This window comes from Virgibacillus ihumii (assembly GCF_902726655.1).
Classification (GTDB): domain Bacteria; phylum Bacillota; class Bacilli; order Bacillales; family Amphibacillaceae; genus Lentibacillus; species Lentibacillus ihumii.
Genome location: NZ_CACVAN010000001.1, coordinates 1,185,541 through 1,203,455, shown reverse-complemented (window position 1 = coordinate 1,203,455; position 17,915 = coordinate 1,185,541). Strand labels below are relative to the sequence as shown.

Sequence of the window (17,915 nt, the reverse complement as noted above, 5' to 3'; positions counted from 1 at the left end):
ATCATATATGAATATTTATGTATTGCTGAAAAAAACATTTGATACGGAAGAAAAAATTGCTGTATCCAATGGGCAAATTGAAGATGATGGTGCTGAATATATTATTAATCCATATGATGAGTATGCGGTTGAAGAGGCAATTAAGCAGAAGGATGCTCATGGTGGTGAAGTTACTGTCGTCACGGTAGGAGATGAAGATTCCGAAAAACAGTTACGCACTGCTTTGGCAATGGGTGCTGATAAGGCTGTATTGATTAATACAGAAGATGATCTCGAAGATGGCGATCAATTCACTACTGCTAAAATTTTGGAAGCATATTTTGAGGATAAGGAAGCAGACCTTATTTTAGCAGGTAATGTAGCGATTGATGAAGCAAGTGGTCAAGTAGGTCCACGTCTTGCCGAGTTACTTGGCATCCCTTCCGTCACAACCATTACTGCCTTGGAAATTGATGGGGATACCGTAAAAATGGATAAAGATGTAGAAGGCGATGTAGAAAAAATTGAAACTTCCTTACCGGTACTGGTTACATGTCAGCAAGGGCTGAATGATCCAAGATATCCATCACTGCCAGGAATTATGAAAGCGAAGAAAAAACCGCTTGAAGAACTTGAGATTGATGATTTGGATCTTGATGAAGATGATGTGGAAGCAAAAACAAAAACAGAAGACATATTTATGCCGCCGGAAAAAGAGGCAGGAAGAGTGCTCGAAGGTGAACTGGATGAACAGGTTCAGGAATTGGTATCCCTTCTCAAAGATGAATCAAAAGTACTGTAACCATTGAATACGGAAAGGAGAAATGACATGAGTGATAAAATACTAGTTATAGGCGAATTGAGAGAAAATACACTACGTAACGTAACATTTGAAGCAATTGCCGCGGCAAAATCCATTAGTGCAGATGGGGAGATTGTCGGGGTTATCTGCGGAACTGGTGATTTAAACGAACAGGGCCAGGAAATGATTTATTATGGTGCGGACCGTGTCGTAACCGTAGCAGATGATAAACTCGAAACATATACTCCGGATGGATTTGGCCAGGCGGTTATGGCTGTGATAAATGATGAGTCTCCCGATGGGATTATTATGGGACACACGTCAATCGGGAAGGACCTAACTCCTAAACTGGCCAGTAAGCTGGAGACAGGGCTGATCTCAGATGCTACAGAAATTTCAAGTGATGGCGGCAAAGTCGTCTTTACGAGACCTATTTATTCCGGTAAAGCATTTGAGAAGAAAACAATCACGAACGGATTGACTTTTGCAACAATCCGGCCAAATAATATTGCTGCTCCAGAAAAGGATGAGTCTCGTTCAGGTGACATTTCAACCAAGGAAGTTGATATTGCTGATATCCGTACAGTTATTAAAGATGTTATCAGAAAAGCATCTGAAGGGGTTGACCTGTCTGAAGCAAATGTAATCGTAGCAGGCGGACGCGGCGTCAAAAGTGAGGAAGGTTTTGAACCGCTTCAGGAACTTGCTGATGTATTAGGTGGAGCAGTTGGTGCCTCACGAGGTGCCTGTGACGCGGAATACTGTGATTATTCATTGCAAATCGGTCAAACTGGTAAGGTTGTTACACCGGATTTATATATTGCATGCGGTATTTCCGGCGCAATTCAGCATCTTGCCGGAATGTCCAATTCCAAAGTAATCGTGGCAATCAATAAAGATCCGGAAGCTAACATCTTTAATGTAGCGGATTACGGTATTGTGGGTGACATTTTCGATGTCGTTCCGATGTTGACTGAGGAAATAAAAAAATTGAAATAAATATCAAACAGACCCGGCTGTTAATTGGCAGGGTCTGTATTTTCCATTAAGTTATAAATGTATTCAACTGACCAAGTCAGCAACCGAATTTTTTTGGAATAAGCAAACTATTAGCTAGGATATACTAACGGTGATATACTCATTACAGAAGTCAGTTAGATTGAGGAGGAATAGAAATGGCAATTGCTCATGTAACGGATCAAAATTTCACCAAAGAGACTGCAGAAGGTCTCGTACTTGCCGACTTTTGGGCTCCTTGGTGCGGACCATGCAAAATGATTGCTCCGGTTCTCGAGGAAATTGATGGTGAAATGGAAGATAAAGTACAGATTGTTAAACTTGATGTAGATGAAAATCAGGAAACAGCCGGTAAATATGGGGTAATGAGTATCCCGACTCTATTGCTGTTTAAAGATGGCAATGTGGTTGATCAGGTCGTTGGTTTTCAGCCGAAAGAAGCACTTGTTGATTTAATTAACAAACATGCTTAACAACGTGAATATAATATAAAGGAACGGAAAATAATCCCTTGTTGCGTCATGTGGCAAGGGATTTATTTGGTTAAAGGATGGAATCGATAATGAGTCAGCAAATTAAAGATAAATTGGCTGTTCTTCCAGCTCAGCCGGGCTGCTACCTGATGAAGGACAGGCACGGAACAGTAATTTATGTTGGCAAGTCGAAGCTGTTGCGCAATCGGGTCAGATCATATTTTACCGGAGCGAATGATAAAAAAACGCAACGTCTTGTACAGGAAATTACGGATTTTGAGTACATTGTAACGACTTCCGAAATTGAGGCACTAATACTCGAAATGAATCTGATAAAAAAATATGATCCCAAATACAATGTGCTGTTAAAGGATGATAAATCATATCCGTACCTGAAAATCACATCGGAACGGCACCCGCGCCTTCAGATTGTACGCAAAATAAAAAAAGACAAGGGGAAATATTTTGGGCCTTATCCGAACGTATTGGCAGCTCGCGAAACGAAAAAACTGCTTGACCGTTTGTATCCTTTAAGGAAATGTAACAATCCAGCGGGGCGCTATTGTTTGTACTACCATATGGGGCAGTGTCTTGCCTGTAGTGAAACCCCTCCCTCTGACGATACCTACAAGGAAATTATTCAAAGTATTACATCATTTTTGCACGGGGGACATAAAGAAATTAAAGATAATCTGAAATCTGCCATGTATGAAGCGAGTTCAGATCTTAATTTTGAGCGGGCCAAGGAGTTGCGCGATCAGATTCAGCATATTGAAATTGTCATGGAACAGCAGCGGATGACGCTGAATGATCAGACAGACCGGGATATTTTTGGTTTCGCATATGATAAAGGCTGGATGTGTGTGCAGGTGTTTTTTATCAGACAGGGAAAATTAATCGAACGGGATGTTTCCATTTTTCCGTTTTTTGATGATCCATCTGATACATTTATCAGCTTTATCGGCCGTTTCTACCTTCACCATCATCATATAAAGCCAAAACAGCTTCTGGTACCGATTGGAACGGATACCGATCTCCTAAAGGAGTTACTGGAAATTAACGTCCACACCCCTTTTCGCGGAAGGAAAAAGGAATTGGTGGAATTAGCTGAAAAAAATGCTTCTATTGCGCTGACGGAGAAATTCTCCATTATTGAGCGTGATGAAGAACGAACAATCAAGGCTGTCGAAGGACTTGGAGATATCCTGAATATAGAAACACCACACCGGATTGAAGCATTTGACAACTCAAATATTCAAGGGGCGGATCCTGTTTCGGCCATGGTTGTGTTTACCGACGGAAAAGCGAATAAAAACGAATACCGAAAATATAAAATAAGGGATGTTGATGGTCCTGATGATTATGAAACAATGCGCGAAGTAGTCAGGCGCAGATATAAGAGAGTGCTGAAAGAAAACTTGCCATTACCAGATTTACTCATCGTTGATGGTGGTAAAGGGCAGATGAGTGCAGCACTTGATGTATTGGAAAACGAACTCGGACTTGATATTCCATTGTGCGGGCTGGTCAAGGATGATAAGCATAAAACGAGTGAGCTGGTGTATGGTGATCCGCCTGCTGTCGTCACGTTACCAAGGAATTCACAGGAATTTTATCTTGTACAACGTATTCAGGAAGAAGTGCATCGGTTCGCCATTTCGTTTCACCGTCAATTAAGAGGAAAAAGTCTATTTCAGTCGGAACTGGATAAAGTGCCCGGGGTAGGAGAAAAACGCAAACGACTGCTGCTGACTCATTTCAAGTCAGTGAATGAAATTCGCAATGCATCAGTTGAGCGTATGACGAAACTTGGTATTCCGATTAATATTGCCAATACAATTAAAGAACACCTGGCAAAAAAAGAGTAGGTGCTGTGAATGCCCTACTCTTTAAGTTATGGGATTTTGTCACGAGACAGCAGTGTGAAGTGCTCGTAACCGTAAGCGGTAGCAAAGATTGCATTACTACATACAGTCTGCAGCTGGTTGATGTATCTGTTAATCTGTAAAAACGACGGTAAATTCTATCATGTGAATTTTTTTATTGATTTCCTCTTTGCATTCACATGTTTTCTCTTTAATTAATTCTATTGATTCAGCCAAAAAACCTGACTCCAGTCGAAAATCTGTCTCGAATGGGGCGTTTAGTTTGTAAACAATTGAATCAGACATGAGATGAAATGTTAATTCCCGTTTCTTTTCCTTTACTAAGTCCAGTTTCCCCCATCCAATTTTTTCGAATGCGTAGACAATATCCGAAACAGATTTGATATCCATTTTTCGTGCAATGTTTTTACCCATAAAATAAAGAAGTGTGGGTGCTTCAGATCCCAGCAGCTCAGGTAATCCCAGGTAACGAATGATATCATACCCGGCACCGGATGTGTGAAGTTCATCCAAGACACTTACAGGCAAAGCTTCCTTTGCATCTGGCATTGTTGTCATCCTTTCTGTCAGTAACCAGTTTATTTTAACATTGATTATTAAGTTCGAGAATAGCTTATCAATTATAATTTTATTATCCATGTTCTCTGCCGGCAGTGCAAGAACACGACTATATTATTGAAAACCAGAATTTAAATGATGATAAATATCACATACTTGTGAAATTAAGGCTTCCTTTCTTGACGCTTTTTATTGTTAGAAGTACAATAAAATATGTCATAAATTGTACAATATTGGACAATAAGTTAATATTGTCATCTGATTTTGTGCATTACTAATTACAGTATCAAATCACAACCGAGGGGGGTAACACATGTCAGAGCATCGTGAGTTCTTTTACAGAAGACTCCATTCCTTATTAGGTGTCATACCGATTGGAATCTTCCTGATTCAGCATCTGGTAGTAAACCATTTTGCTGTATATGGGGAAGAAAGCTTTAACAAAGCTGCAGCATTTATGCACGATTTGCCGTTCAGGATTGTGCTGGAAACATTCATTATCTTTTTGCCTATTTTATTTCACGCAATTTTGGGTGTTTATATTGTTTTTGTGACAAAAAACAACCCAAGAAATTATGGCTATTTCCGAAACTGGATGTTTTTTCTGCAGCGCATAACCGGGATTATTACATTTGTCTTTATCGCTTGGCACGTTTGGGAAACACGAGTGCAAATCGGGATGGGCACTGCGGAACTGGATTATAACCTGATGGAAAATATTCTTTCCAATCCGGTAATGTTCTGGTTTTACATTATTGGCGTGCTTTCAACTACATTCCATTTCAGCAATGGTCTATGGAGTTTCCTGGTTTCATGGGGCTTCACCCAGTCACCAAAATCGCAAAAAATTGTTACATACGCAACGCTGATTGTATTTTTTGCGATAAGTTATATCGGAGTACGTGCATTAATTAAATTTGCTTATGGTGTTTAATTTTTTGGAAAGAGGGAGTGAGTCAGAATCATGAGTAATCGCAAAGTAGTTGTTGTAGGCGGCGGTCTAGCCGGTCTTATGGCAACAATAAAGGCAGCAGAAGCAGGTGTGAATGTAGATTTGTTCTCCATTGTACCTGTTAAACGTTCTCACTCTGTATGTGCTCAAGGCGGGATTAATGGTGCAGTGAATACTAAAGGTGAGGGGGACTCACCTTGGAAGCACCTTGACGATACCGTATATGGCGGGGATTTTCTGGCAAATCAGCCGCCGGTTAAAGCAATGTGTGATGCAGCACCTGGAATTATAAACTTACTTGACAGAATGGGTGTTATGTTTAACCGGACGCCTGAAGGTCTGCTTGATTTCCGGCGTTTTGGCGGTACATCCGTACACCGCACAGCATATGCAGGAGCCACAACCGGACAACAGTTATTATATGCATTGGACGAACAGGTTCGTCGCTATGAAGTGGAAGGTCTGGTTACAAAATACGAGAACTGGGAATTCCTTGGTGCTATTCTGGATGATGATGGTGTTGGCAAAGGAATTGTTGCACAAAATATTAAAACGCATGAAATAAAATCATATCCATCAGATGCAACCATCATGGCAACCGGCGGACCGGGAATTATTTTTGGAAAGTCAACAAACTCCATGATTAACACTGGGTCTGCTGCCAGTATTCTGTATCAGCAGGGTGCTAAATATGCGAATGGTGAGTTTATTCAAATTCATCCAACCGCCATTCCGGGAGATGACAAACTGCGCCTGATGAGTGAGTCAGCGCGCGGTGAGGGCGGACGTATCTGGACGTACAAAGATGGTGAGCCATGGTATTTCCTTGAAGAGAAATATCCGGCCTACGGGAACCTGGTAACGCGCGATATAGCAACACGTGAAATTTTTGATGTCTGCGTAAATCAAAAACTTGGTATTAATGGCGAGAATATGGTCTATCTGGATTTGTCCCACAAGGATCCTAAAGAACTTGACGTTAAGCTTGGCGGAATTATCGAGATTTATGAAAAATTTGTCGGTGAAGACCCACGTAAAGTACCAATGAAGATTTTCCCTGCTGTCCACTATTCAATGGGTGGTCTTTGGGTAGACTATGACCAAATGACAAGTATCCCAGGGGTTTTTGCCTGTGGTGAGTGTGATTATTCACAGCATGGCGGAAACCGTCTGGGTGCAAATTCTCTGCTCTCTGCAATTTACGGAGGATCCGTAGCAGGTCCGAATGCAATTGAATACATTGATGGACTTGATAAGCATGTTGAGGATATGTCACCTGAATTGTTCGAACAACGGGAGAAAGAAGAGCAGGAAATATTTGATGAGTTCATGAAAATGGAAGGCGACGAAAATGCCTATCAGATTCATAAGGAACTTGGTGAATGGATGACTGATAACGTAACGGTTGTTCGTCATAATGATAAATTGCTGAAGACTGATGAAAAAATTCAGGAACTTCAGGAACGCTGGAACAAGATTAATATTAATGATACATCACGTTGGAGCAATCAGGGTGTTATGTTTACCCGTCAGCTGAAAAACATGCTGCATTTGGCACGTGTTATTACAATGGGTGCATATAACCGTAATGAGAGCCGTGGGGCGCATTATAAACCGGATTACCCGGATCGTAATGATGAGGATTGGCTCAAAACAACAATTGCGGCTTTCGATCAGGAAAAGAAAGCACCGGTAATATCCTATGAGGAAGTTGATACATCGCTGATTGAGCCTAGGTTAAGGGATTATACACAAAAAAACTGAGGGGAGAAAGATAAACATGGCTGAACAAAAAACTGTTAAGTTTATTATAACGCGTCAAGACAGCCCGGATTCTGCTCCTTATGAGGAATCATTTGATGTTCCTTATAAAACAAACATGAATGTTATTTCCGGACTGATGGAAATCCGTCAGAACCCAGTTAATGATAAAGGTGAAAAAACGACTCCGGTAGCATGGGATATGAACTGTCTCGAGGAAGTGTGCGGGGCTTGTTCAATGGTCATTAATGGAACAGCACGTCAATCCTGTGCAGCCTTAGTTGATAAACTGGAACAGCCAATCCGCCTGGAGCCAATGAGCACATTTCCAATTGTCCGTGATCTTGTAGTGGATCGCGAGCAAATGTTTGATGCATTGAAACAAGTAAAAGCATGGATTCCAATTGATGGGACGTATGATCTTGGGCCAGGACCGCGTATGCCGGAGAAAAAACGGCAATGGGCATATGAGTTGTCAAAATGTATGACTTGCGGTGTGTGCCTGGAGGCTTGTCCGAATGTGAATGATAAATCGAACTTTATTGGACCGGCTGCTTTATCTCAAGCAAGATTGTTTAATGCACATCCAACTGGAGAAATGAATTCCAAAGAACGATTGGATGGACTAATGGAAGAAGGCGGCGTTACCGGTTGTGGAAACGCGCAGAATTGTGTACAGGTTTGTCCGAAAGGCATTCCATTGACAACTTCCATTGCTGCTATGAACCGTGCAACAAACATCCAGTCTTTCAAAAACTTTTTTGGAAGTGACAACGCACATTAATTGAAACTCGGATGGATTTTCCGTTTTACCATGACCCTTGCCTTTTAATTGGTAAGGGTCATTTTTAAAATTAATCATAAGGAGTGGAGAGCTTGCCAAAAATATCCTACATCAATGATTTGGAGCAGTGGAGATCAGAATTTTCCTTTCATATCCCAATAAAAATCCGATTTTCAGAGACAGATATGTTTGGACATGTGAACAATGTTTCACCTTTTATTTATTTTGAAGAGGGACGTATTGAGTTTTTAAAAGCAGCCGGGGTGTTCGGACGTGACAATACGGAAAATGGCATGCCAATTGTGGCTGATCTTCAGTGTGATTATCATAAACAACTGTTTTTTGATGATACACTGAAATTGTATGTCAAGGTAAACCATGTCGGAAAAACCTCGCTTGATATACACTATATGGCTGCAAATGAAAAAGATGAGCTATGCCTTACGGGGCGTGGGCGGATGGTATACATAAACAGGCAAACCGGTAAACCGGTATCCATAAATGAATCCATGAAAGAAAAACTGATAAACCAATAAAGATGAAGCAGGGCCACTGAATTTGCGGAAGTGCCCTGCTTTTTTTCTTCTAAAATTCAGTTGACAAGCTCGTAATTTATAGTAATATAATTAATGAAACTGATAATCATTATCAATTATAAGTCTGGTTACAGCTCAATACATATTATGCCAAAGCTGTAAGATTGATTTGATGATGAAAAGGAGGAGCAGGATGAAAAAATGGTTGGTCATAATCAGTATATTAATTCTTGTATTATTGTCTGCATGTAATGGCACAGATGATGAAAATTCGGGTACAAATGATAAGGGAAATACCAGTGGAAAGCAGGAAAGGACTTTTATCATTGAAGATTCGATGGGAAAACAAACGATTGAAGGTACACCCAAAAAGATCGTAGTTCTGGAGTGGTTTTTCGCAGAGCATTTACTTGCGTTGGGGATGCAGCCTGCAGGAGTTCCCAATATTGATGGATACAACGATTGGATAAACATAGAAAGAGACCTTTCTGATCGTGTGAAAGATGTTGGTACCCGGCAGGAACCAAATCTTGAAGCTATTTCCCGATTGGATCCTGACTTGATTATTGCTGCGAAGTTCAGACATGAGAAGATTCTTGGACAATTGAAGAAAATCGCCCCGACAGTAACATTTGCACCGTATAGTGAAAAGGGTTCCCAAAATTTATATAAAGAAATGCTCAGGGAATTTAAAATGGTTGCGAAAATTGTTGATAAAAAAGAAAAAGCAAAAAAGGAAATAGCGAAACTGAATCAATTTTATGATAAGCAGAAACAAATTGTGGAGGAATCAGGTTTAAAAGGGACCGAATATATTTCAGCATTGGCTTTTACAACTCAGAATGCTCCTGTTTTACGGCTGTATGCGGAGAACTCAATTGTGTCACAGGTAATGAAACGACTCGGGTTTGAAAATATGTATGAATCAGAAAAAACAGAGCCATATGGTTTCACACAGACAGGAGTTGAGGCTCTGCAAAAGTTCCAGGAAGAAAATCCTCATTTCCTTTATATTGTACAAAAGGATGACAACATTTTTGAAAATCAGCTTAAAGGAAATCCTGTTTGGGAGCAATTAAGCTTTGTCAAATCTGGCAAAATCCATCAGATCCCTGGCGACACTCCGGTATTTGGCGGTGTACTTTCCGCTAAGGTACTGGCAGAAGAGCTGGTTAATTCCATGATTAATAAATAGACGCTTCACACGATTATTCAGCTAATAAACCCGGCTTTCAATATATGAAAGCCGGGCTTATTTAGAGCTTTAATTCCCCCATACGAAGGAGCTCTACTACAGCCTGTGATCGCCCCTTGACTCCTAACTTTTGCATAGCATTTGAAATGTGGTTACGGACAGTCTTTTCCGATATAAACAATTCCTGGGCAATTTCTTTTGTTGTCTTATCTTGTACTAGGAGTTCAAATACTTCTTTTTCTCGTTTAGTCAATAATTGCTTCGGTTTGTACTCGTTGTCCTTCAAATGTTAACCCCTCCTTGCTGTCATAGAGCTGCAGATTGAAGGGAATTTATTTAGTCACTATAGCTTATGAAAGAATTGTTAATCAGTGAGCACAAATACGAGTTAAATTGTACGATAGCAAGCACTTATTTCAATATATAGACTAATGTTTGGTATACTAAAGGAAAATTTGAAGTTTCATTCTGGAGCGTTGTTATGATTCAAGAAATTTTGATGTCTAATCAGTTTATTTTTGTTGTTGCATTGCTGTTAATAACCAGTGTTATTGTTACAAAATTTTCGGCGAGACTGGGTGTACCCTCACTTGTCCTGTTTATCCTTGTCGGCATGCTTACCGGCAGTGACGGCTTGGATATTTTTTACTTCGATAATGCCTCAGTTGCTCAGTTAATCGGTGTGATTGCACTCGTTATCATTCTGTTCGAAGGTGGATTGAATACGGAGTGGAACACCATAAAACCTATATTGCCTTCTTCGCTTTCACTTGCAACACTTGGTGTAATTGTTACCGCGCTTGTCGTTGCCCTTGCTGCAAAGTTTATCCTGGATATTACCTGGCTGCAGGGATTACTTATTGGATCCATTGTTGGATCTACAGATGCAGCTGCTGTATTTGCTGTATTAAAAGATAAGAACATTAAGGGTAATTTAAAGTCAACGCTTGAAGCAGAATCAGGATCCAATGATCCGATGGCCATGTTTTTAACACTTTCCGTTATCCAATTAATTACGCAGGAACAATCAGGATTTGTTTCACTTATTTGGACGTTTTTCTGGCAAATGGGGATCGGATTTCTTTTCGGTATTATCGTTGGTAAGCTGGGCAGTTTTTCACTTAATCGAATAAACCTGGATTCTGGTGGACTTTATCCTTTGTATGCACTTGCTTTTGCCTTTCTAGCATATAGTGTGACGTCACTTGTGGATGCAAGTGGATTGCTTGCTGTATATATTGCGGCACTGACTATAGGCAATTCAGATTTAGCATATCGTCATTCGATAATGCGCTTTAATGAAGGCTTTGCCTGGATGGCGCAAATTATCATGTTCGTTATATTGGGGCTGTTTGTTTCACCATCCCAGTTGTTTCAGTGGCAGTATATTATTAACGGGCTGCTGATTTCAGTGATCCTGATTTTCGTTGCACGTCCTGTTGCTGTTTTTTTAACCTTAATGAAATCTCAATATAATTTAAAAGAAAAAAGTTTTTTATCCTGGGCAGGTTTGCGTGGTGCTGTTCCGATTGTACTTGCCATTTTCCCGATGCTTGCAGATATTGATAATAGTCAGATTATGTTTAATATGGTATTTTTCGTTGTACTGACTTCGACACTTGTGCAAGGTTCAACAATTACTTATCTGGCTGCAAAACTCGGTCTGGAGGATGAAGCCAGAGAGAGGCCGGCACATTCGCTGGAACTTATATCAATGGGAAAAACAAATTCAGAAATGATTGAATATGATGTAACAGAGAAAAATATAGTTAACGGGAAGTCCCTTGAGGAGCTCGACTTTCCGGATAGTGCGTTAGTTAATGCGATTATCCGGGATGGGGAAGTTGTCACACCTAATGGTCAGACAGTCATTCAGGAAAATGATGTTTTATACATTTTAGTTTCAAGAAAACACAAAAAGCAACTAATCTCGGCATTGAAGGCCGAAGCGTAAGCAATTATGGAAATGAAAGCTGCCGCCTATGTTATGCTAATAAAAAATAAAGAATATTGGGGGTTACCTGGTTGGAAAATGAATTATCACATGATACAATTGCTGAAATTGAAAAGAGGCTCCGTTACATATCTGGTGTCATCAAACAAAATGGCCGCAAAATATTAAATAATTACCCGATTACTGCACCCCAGTTCGTTGCATTGCAATGGTTGATGGAATATGGAGATTTAACAATAGGGGAATTATCAAATAAAAATGGGCTTGCCTTCAGTACGACTACTGATCTGGTTGATCGAATGGAAAAAAATCAGCTTGTAAAACGGATTCGTGATGACAAGGATCGCAGGGTCGTTCGAATACAGGTTTTGGATAAAGGGAAGAAAATTATTAAAGAAGTAATTAAAAAGCGTCAGGAATATCTGGGGGAAGTATTTGCAAATTTTTCGATAAATGATGCGGAAAAAATGAATGATTTGCTTGCATTCCTCCATGAACAAATGAAATATGTGAATGAAAAATAACAGCATAGAAGAGGCGGTTCTGTTGGAAAAAGCGATAGGAGTTATCGATTCAGGTGTTGGTGGTCTGACAGTTGCACATGAACTGATGCGTCAGCTGCCAAAAGAAAAATTAATATACCTTGGTGATACATTAAGATGCCCGTATGGACCAAGACCACGGGAAGAAGTCAGAAATTTCACTTGGGAAATGGTTGAGTTTTTATTGGAGAAGGATATAAAAATGCTTGTTGTAGCGTGCAATACAGCCACTGCATTTGCTCTTGAAGAACTTCAGCAGACACTCAGTATTCCGGTTATAGGTGTCATACAACCGGGTGCTAGAGCTGCGATTAAATTTACGCAAAATAACCACATTGGTGTAATTGGTACAGAAGGAACGATTAGGAGTGATGCGTATACAAACGCATTGAAGAGAATTAATGCAACCATACATGTTAATGCACTTGCATGTCCGCTTTTCGTTCCACTTGTTGAAGAGGGTATCCTGAACGGTGATCAGGCGGAACAGGTTGTAGAGGAAATGCTTCATCCGATGAAAGAGAGCAACCACATCGATACATTGATTCTCGGATGTACACACTACCCGCTGCTGCGTGAGACGATTCAGACTGTTATCGGCGATCATGTTACGATTATTTCCTCCAGTGAGGAAACTGCCCGTGAAGCAAGTACTATACTGGAATTTCACAATCTTTTACTGAAAAGCGATGAAATTCCACAGCATCAATTTTATACAACGGGTAAATTGGATATTTTCAGTCAGATTGCCGAGGACATCTTCAGTGAGCCAGTAAATAATTTTAAAACTGTTACAATCGAAAAGGCCGTAATTTGTTGAATTGGAATTTCCTCTATATGGAGGGATTCCAATTTTTTAATGATTGAGTGGTCTAATTTCACGATGAGCCCGTATATATAATAGTACAAACCATCGTGGGAGGGAATGAGATGAAAAAGCGCAGAATCCTGCTGCCGATTATACCTGTAAGTCTGGCCATTGTACTGACTGGATGTTTTCAGGGAGAACAGTCATTAAACAATAAGAACGAGGAGATTGATCCGCCAAAAGAAAATGCTGAAGCTGTAAATAATCTGGAAAATGCAACCAAGGGTGAAAAAAACGCGAAGGACGAAACGGCTGAGAATTCGGCCAACACTGTCTCAAGACAATTATATTTGCTTGATGCCAATGGCATGGTAGCTTCGCAAACCTTGGAACTTCCGGTGCCAGACTCGAAAGAAGTTGCTGCACAGTCATTGGAATACCTTGTTAAAGGTGGACCAGTGGCACAGCTTCTCCCGACTGGTTTCCAAGCTGTACTGCCACAGGGAACAGAAATACTGGGGTTGAATTTAAAGGATAATGGGACGATGATAGTAAATGTATCGAAAGATTTCAAAAACTATAAAGCTGAAAATGAAGCTGAAATTCTTCAAGCCATGACATACACGTTGACACAGTTTGATAGTGTGAATACCATCAAGCTGGAGATCAACGGGAAACCGTTGAATGCCATGCCGGTTAATGGAACTCCGATTGGGGATGGGTATTCCCGCGCAAATGGAATTAATCTGGTTCAATCTGATGCAGTGGATCTGATGCAAAGCAAGCCGGTTACACTTTTCTTCCCGGCGGTACAGGATAAAAACCACTATTTTGTTCCAGTTACCAAGTATCTTAACGTATCGGATGAGGATTTATACAGCTCAATGGTTCAGGCTCTTGTGGAAGGCCCGGGATTCAGCACCAATTTGCAGCATGTGTTTAATGAACAGACAGAATTGGTAACCAGTCCAAGCGTCAACAGTGGTGTGCTTGAATTGAAATTCAGCCAGTCGGTATTAAAGAACAGTGATAAGGCAGTCATACCGGACAAGGTGATGGAAACTCTTGTAAGGACGTTGACAGGGGATGGAACAGTTGAAGCGGTTGAAGTACAGGTCGAGAATGTGGAAACCTTATTCAACGAGGAAGGTGAACCATATACAGAGCCGGTAACAACACAAATGTTGACCCCGGCAAAAAGACTATAAAAGGCTGTGATACGCAGCCTTTTATTTTTGGATAAAATTTCACTTATAATAATATAATTGCCTTTTCTTTCAGAATGTATTTTCGTGTTTCTTTCGTGTAAAATATGATAGGATTGCTCTAGTGAATGGTCGAATAAGGAGGACTTTAACAAGTGAGAATTGATCAGCGAAAGAATAATCAGTTACGTGAAATTACCATCACCAGGGATTTTGTCAAACATCCTGAAGGTTCTGTGCTCATTCAGGCAGGTGATACGAAAGTAATTTGCAATGCAAGTGTGGAAGACAGAGTGCCTCCATTTATGCGCGGACAAGGAAAAGGGTGGATTACTGCAGAATATGCTATGCTTCCACGGGCGACAGAACAGCGGAATATCCGGGAATCATCGAAGGGAAAAGTAAGTGGCCGGACTATGGAAATACAGCGATTGATCGGCAGAGCACTGCGGTCTGTTGTAGATTTGAATAATATAGGCGAACGGACAGTATGGGTGGATTGCGATGTCATTCAGGCTGATGGCGGAACGCGGACCGCTGCGATCACAGGTGCTTTTGTTGCCGTTGTATTGGCATTTGGCAAGTTGATTCATGATAAAACAATTAATAAGATGCCTGTTACAGACTTTTTATCTGCCATTTCTGTCGGTGTTCTGCCTGATGGTGCTGAAGCTCTTGACTTAAATTACGCAGAGGATTCCGGGGCACAGGTTGATATGAATGTCGTCATGACCGGCAATGAAGAATTTGTTGAGATACAGGGAACCGGTGAGGAAGCGACTTTTACAAATGGACAATTGTTTAAAATGCTCGATTTGGCAAAAGACGGTGTGCAGCAGATTACGGAGATTCAGAAGGATGTCATCGGAGACATCGCCAGCCGTATAGGGGAAACAAAGATAAAAGAGGTACAGAAATGAAAGAGATCATAATAGCTACTAAAAATGCCGGTAAAGCAGAAGAATTTAGAAGTTTTTTTGCAAAATATGATATAGAAGCAATTTCGTTGCTTGATTTAACCGAGCCAGTAGAAGATATTGAAGAAACAGGAACAACATTTGAAGAAAATGCTGCATTGAAGGCAGAACAGATTGCCGAAAAATTGAGTACTCCGGTGTTGGCTGATGATTCCGGATTGATGGTAGACGCACTTAATGGACGGCCGGGAATTTTTTCTGCACGTTATGCAGGTGAACCAAAAGACGACCAGGCTAATCTGGAAAAAGTACTGCGCGAACTGGAACGTTCCGCAAATCGGCAGGCAAGATTTGTTTGTGTGCTCGCAGTGGCTATACCTGGAGAAGAGACATTCTTTAAGCGTGGAGTCTGTGAAGGTTCTCTTATTATGGAACCCAGGGGCGGGAACGGCTTTGGTTATGATCCTATTTTTGTTCCGGACGGTTTTACAACAACAATGGCACAGCTTTCATCAGATGAAAAAAATAACATCAGTCATCGCAGTGATGCGATTATGAAACTGGAAGAATGGATCAAGCAGATCTAGCTAAAGATTGAGGGGTTACAACATGAACAAAGTATTAATTGTCAGTGACAGTCACGGTTTAACAAAAGAACTGAATGCAATTAAAAAACAGCACCCTGATATCCGGATGATTCATTGTGGTGACTCAGAATTGGACATGGATGCACCGGAGCTTGAAGGGTTTGTGAAAGTGGCCGGAAATTGTGACTTTGACTCGCGGTATCCACAGGAACAAACGGTTGAAATTGGCGGTTTGCGCTTCTTTGTGGCGCACGGACACAGACATCAGGTGAAACAGGGTTTGATGACAATTTCCTACCGGGCTATGGAACAAGATGCCGATGTGGTATGTTTTGGTCATACACATATTGCCGGAGCAGAAAAAAGCGGTGAACTTTTGCTGGTTAATCCCGGCAGCATAAGGCTTCCGAGGCTCAGAGATGTTAAGACGTATGCGATTTTGGAATGGGACACCCCAGACGCTGTTGCTGTTCAATTTCACACATTGTCAGGTGAAACTGTCGAGGAACTTGCCATCAAAACTTCACTGAAATAAGCAGGAATTTCATCCGGTCTTGTTCCGGGTGAAAAGCTTTTTTCTGCAGTAAGTATTGACAAATTTTTTCATTGTACATATAATGAATCTTGTCCGTGAAAAACATGCGGATTTATAATGAAGGGTGCAGCGGTTGATATCATCTTCAGCATACATATTAAAGTAAGCATGCGGGTGTAGTTTAGTGGTAAAACCTCAGCCTTCCAAGCTGATGATGTGGGTTCGATTCCCATCACCCGCTCCATATCATTGTCCCAGTAGCTCAGCTGGATAGAGCAATAGCCTTCTAAGCTATGGGTCGCAGGTTCGAATCCTGCCTGGGACGTCAAAAAAGGGACCTATTATTAGTAGGTTCCTTTTTTACATATGTTTATATCCAAATATATAGGGTATATTATTACATTAGAAATAATTATAAATACCGGGAAAGGAGTGAATACATGCACAATAAACAGAAAAAGGTCGTTCTTTTCCCAAAATGGAAAGATCTCCTTGAGGAAGAGAGTCTGATTGCTTTAAAGGAAAAACGATATTATGAAGCACTGGAAAAGCTGGACAAGTTAATAAGTTATAATGTTAACAATCATGAGATTGTAATCGGGAAACTTATTTGTCTGATGGAATTGGATCGGTATGAAGCGGCGCAGGAACTGTGTGAGGAGTTAATGACTCTTAAAGATGAAAATTACTATCATTATGTACATATTTACCTCACCATTCTTTTCCAGACAAATCAGTATTCATTATTAATGGAACAAGTGGAGTTTGAATTCAGACAGCCCGGTATTCCGGAGATGATTTACGAACAATTTCAGCAGCTCTATGATATGAGCAATAAAATGAATGATGAACTTCGGACCGAAAAATCTGTACAATACATAAATGATCTTTGGAAAGCTGTAAAAGAGGAGAATCATGGTCAGCAATGGCGTTTAGTTGAAGAATTGAGGAAAATCGATGCTGTTCCGGTTGCCTCTATAAAAAAATTGCTTGTAAATGAAAAGATACACCCTGTAGTAAAAACTGCCATTTTTACATGGATGCAGGAAGTGGATATTTCTGAATCAATTGAAATTCAAAAATTTGATATATACATGTCAGTCAGTCCGACAGAAACAGCCACACTTAATACGCATCCTGCCATGAAACGGACAATGCTGTTCATAAGCGATCTGGAGCAAAGTAATCCTACTTTGTACAAGATGGTTGAAAAGCTGCTTTATCGATATTGCTATGTTCGTTATCCGGTAATGCCCGCTGAGAAAGATATAGCAACATTGGCAGATGCGCTAATAATCATTGGGGAAGAAAATATGAAAATACATACTGATCAAAGGGAAAAAATTGATACGGAATTAAATCACTTCGTTGAAGAAGTCCAATTGTGTGAAGCGTTATACCTGACAATTTTGGAGGCATAGTCC

At 40.5% G+C, this 17,915-nt stretch carries 19 protein-coding genes and 2 tRNA genes; 19 read left to right on the top strand and 2 right to left on the bottom strand.

What is annotated here, in order from left to right; all coding sequences use genetic code 11:
- Window positions 1-7 precede the first annotated feature (7 nt).
- The 4 genes from HUX68_RS06045 (at window position 8) to uvrC (ending at window position 4,139) form a co-directional block, all read left to right on the top strand.
- The gene (locus HUX68_RS06045) at window positions 8-781 is read left to right on the top strand and encodes an electron transfer flavoprotein subunit beta/FixA family protein (RefSeq protein ID WP_174613979.1); all 774 of its coding nucleotides are present in this window, start codon (window positions 8-10) and stop codon (window positions 779-781) included.
- 27 nt (window positions 782-808) lie between these two features.
- Window positions 809-1,780, top strand: a complete 972-nt coding sequence (locus tag HUX68_RS06040; RefSeq protein ID WP_174613978.1) for an electron transfer flavoprotein subunit alpha/FixB family protein — start codon at window positions 809-811, stop codon at window positions 1,778-1,780.
- A gap of 176 nt (window positions 1,781-1,956) precedes the next feature.
- Window positions 1,957-2,271 carry a thioredoxin gene (gene trxA / locus HUX68_RS06035; protein ID WP_174613977.1) on the top strand — a complete coding sequence of 105 codons (315 nt, stop codon included), beginning with the start codon at window positions 1,957-1,959 and terminating at the stop codon, window positions 2,269-2,271.
- Window positions 2,272-2,360: 89 nt separating this feature from the next.
- Window positions 2,361-4,139, top strand: a complete 1,779-nt coding sequence (gene uvrC, locus HUX68_RS06030) for an excinuclease ABC subunit UvrC (RefSeq protein WP_174613976.1) — start codon at window positions 2,361-2,363, stop codon at window positions 4,137-4,139.
- Window positions 4,140-4,268: 129 nt separating this feature from the next.
- On the opposite strand, the gene HUX68_RS06025 is transcribed toward uvrC, so the two are convergent.
- A complete protein-coding gene (locus HUX68_RS06025; RefSeq protein ID WP_174613975.1) occupies window positions 4,269-4,706 on the bottom strand; it encodes a YslB family protein in 438 nt (145 codons plus the stop codon).
- 322 nt (window positions 4,707-5,028) lie between these two features.
- On the opposite strand from HUX68_RS06025, the gene HUX68_RS06020 reads away from it, so the two are divergent.
- From HUX68_RS06020 to HUX68_RS06000, 5 genes are all read left to right on the top strand, one after another.
- On the top strand, window positions 5,029-5,649 hold the full coding sequence (locus HUX68_RS06020; protein ID WP_174613974.1) for a succinate dehydrogenase cytochrome b558 subunit: 621 nt from the start codon (window positions 5,029-5,031) through the stop codon (window positions 5,647-5,649).
- A 30-nt stretch (window positions 5,650-5,679) separates the two neighbouring features.
- Window positions 5,680-7,431 carry a succinate dehydrogenase flavoprotein subunit gene (sdhA, locus tag HUX68_RS06015; RefSeq protein WP_174613973.1) on the top strand — a complete coding sequence of 584 codons (1,752 nt, stop codon included), beginning with the start codon at window positions 5,680-5,682 and terminating at the stop codon, window positions 7,429-7,431.
- A 16-nt stretch (window positions 7,432-7,447) separates the two neighbouring features.
- Entirely contained in the window at window positions 7,448-8,212 is a 765-nt protein-coding gene (sdhB, locus tag HUX68_RS06010) for a succinate dehydrogenase iron-sulfur subunit (protein ID WP_174613972.1), read from the top strand.
- Between the two features lie 83 nt (window positions 8,213-8,295).
- On the top strand, window positions 8,296-8,748 hold the full coding sequence (locus HUX68_RS06005) for an acyl-CoA thioesterase (RefSeq protein ID WP_425509505.1): 453 nt from the start codon (window positions 8,296-8,298) through the stop codon (window positions 8,746-8,748).
- A gap of 193 nt (window positions 8,749-8,941) precedes the next feature.
- Window positions 8,942-9,943 (top strand): ABC transporter substrate-binding protein, encoded by a 1,002-nt coding sequence (locus tag HUX68_RS06000; protein ID WP_174613970.1) that lies wholly within the window; start codon window positions 8,942-8,944, stop codon window positions 9,941-9,943.
- Between the two features lie 61 nt (window positions 9,944-10,004).
- Here the strand turns inward: HUX68_RS06000 and HUX68_RS05995 are convergent, their stop codons facing one another.
- Window positions 10,005-10,229 (bottom strand): helix-turn-helix domain-containing protein, encoded by a 225-nt coding sequence (locus HUX68_RS05995; RefSeq protein ID WP_010651078.1) that lies wholly within the window; start codon window positions 10,227-10,229, stop codon window positions 10,005-10,007.
- 195 nt (window positions 10,230-10,424) lie between these two features.
- Between HUX68_RS05995 and HUX68_RS05990 the strand changes: the two genes are divergently transcribed.
- The 10 genes from HUX68_RS05990 to HUX68_RS05945 all read left to right on the top strand — a co-directional run bounded on the left by HUX68_RS05990 (window position 10,425) and on the right by HUX68_RS05945 (window position 17,912).
- Complete coding sequence (locus HUX68_RS05990) at window positions 10,425-11,897, top strand: potassium/proton antiporter (protein WP_174613969.1); 1,473 nt, start codon at window positions 10,425-10,427, stop codon at window positions 11,895-11,897.
- 71 nt (window positions 11,898-11,968) lie between these two features.
- Window positions 11,969-12,421 carry a MarR family winged helix-turn-helix transcriptional regulator gene (locus tag HUX68_RS05985; RefSeq protein WP_174613968.1) on the top strand — a complete coding sequence of 151 codons (453 nt, stop codon included), beginning with the start codon at window positions 11,969-11,971 and terminating at the stop codon, window positions 12,419-12,421.
- Between the two features lie 22 nt (window positions 12,422-12,443).
- Window positions 12,444-13,259, top strand: a complete 816-nt coding sequence (gene racE, locus HUX68_RS05980) for a glutamate racemase (protein ID WP_174613967.1) — start codon at window positions 12,444-12,446, stop codon at window positions 13,257-13,259.
- Window positions 13,260-13,369: 110 nt separating this feature from the next.
- A complete protein-coding gene (locus HUX68_RS05975; protein ID WP_174613966.1) occupies window positions 13,370-14,455 on the top strand; it encodes a GerMN domain-containing protein in 1,086 nt (361 codons plus the stop codon).
- Between the two features lie 152 nt (window positions 14,456-14,607).
- Window positions 14,608-15,372, top strand: coding sequence for a ribonuclease PH (gene rph, locus HUX68_RS05970; RefSeq protein WP_174613965.1), 765 nt, complete (start codon window positions 14,608-14,610; stop codon window positions 15,370-15,372).
- Entirely contained in the window at window positions 15,369-15,956 is a 588-nt protein-coding gene (locus HUX68_RS05965) for an XTP/dITP diphosphatase (protein WP_174613964.1), read from the top strand. Before rph ends, HUX68_RS05965 begins: the two co-directional genes overlap by 4 nt.
- A 22-nt stretch (window positions 15,957-15,978) precedes the next feature.
- On the top strand, window positions 15,979-16,491 hold the full coding sequence (locus HUX68_RS05960) for a metallophosphoesterase (RefSeq protein WP_174613963.1): 513 nt from the start codon (window positions 15,979-15,981) through the stop codon (window positions 16,489-16,491).
- A gap of 170 nt (window positions 16,492-16,661) precedes the next feature.
- A tRNA-Gly gene (locus HUX68_RS05955) sits at window positions 16,662-16,735 on the top strand.
- A 7-nt stretch (window positions 16,736-16,742) separates the two neighbouring features.
- A tRNA-Arg gene (locus tag HUX68_RS05950) sits at window positions 16,743-16,816 on the top strand.
- A 115-nt stretch (window positions 16,817-16,931) separates the two neighbouring features.
- On the top strand, window positions 16,932-17,912 hold the full coding sequence (locus HUX68_RS05945) for a tetratricopeptide repeat protein (protein ID WP_174613962.1): 981 nt from the start codon (window positions 16,932-16,934) through the stop codon (window positions 17,910-17,912).
- Window positions 17,913-17,915: the final 3 nt, after the last annotated feature.

Coding starts and splice junctions, on each gene's coding strand:
- HUX68_RS06045 (WP_174613979.1), top strand. CDS start 8: ATGAATATTTATGTATTGCTGAAAAAAACATTTGATACGGAAGAAAAA.
- HUX68_RS06040 (WP_174613978.1), top strand. CDS start 809: ATGAGTGATAAAATACTAGTTATAGGCGAATTGAGAGAAAATACACTA.
- trxA (WP_174613977.1), top strand. CDS start 1,957: ATGGCAATTGCTCATGTAACGGATCAAAATTTCACCAAAGAGACTGCA.
- uvrC (WP_174613976.1), top strand. CDS start 2,361: ATGAGTCAGCAAATTAAAGATAAATTGGCTGTTCTTCCAGCTCAGCCG.
- HUX68_RS06025 (WP_174613975.1), bottom strand. CDS start 4,706: ATGCCAGATGCAAAGGAAGCTTTGCCTGTAAGTGTCTTGGATGAACTT.
- HUX68_RS06020 (WP_174613974.1), top strand. CDS start 5,029: ATGTCAGAGCATCGTGAGTTCTTTTACAGAAGACTCCATTCCTTATTA.
- sdhA (WP_174613973.1), top strand. CDS start 5,680: ATGAGTAATCGCAAAGTAGTTGTTGTAGGCGGCGGTCTAGCCGGTCTT.
- sdhB (WP_174613972.1), top strand. CDS start 7,448: ATGGCTGAACAAAAAACTGTTAAGTTTATTATAACGCGTCAAGACAGC.
- HUX68_RS06000 (WP_174613970.1), top strand. CDS start 8,942: ATGAAAAAATGGTTGGTCATAATCAGTATATTAATTCTTGTATTATTG.
- HUX68_RS05990 (WP_174613969.1), top strand. CDS start 10,425: ATGATTCAAGAAATTTTGATGTCTAATCAGTTTATTTTTGTTGTTGCA.
- HUX68_RS05975 (WP_174613966.1), top strand. CDS start 13,370: ATGAAAAAGCGCAGAATCCTGCTGCCGATTATACCTGTAAGTCTGGCC.
- HUX68_RS05965 (WP_174613964.1), top strand. CDS start 15,369: ATGAAAGAGATCATAATAGCTACTAAAAATGCCGGTAAAGCAGAAGAA.
- HUX68_RS05960 (WP_174613963.1), top strand. CDS start 15,979: ATGAACAAAGTATTAATTGTCAGTGACAGTCACGGTTTAACAAAAGAA.
- HUX68_RS05945 (WP_174613962.1), top strand. CDS start 16,932: ATGCACAATAAACAGAAAAAGGTCGTTCTTTTCCCAAAATGGAAAGAT.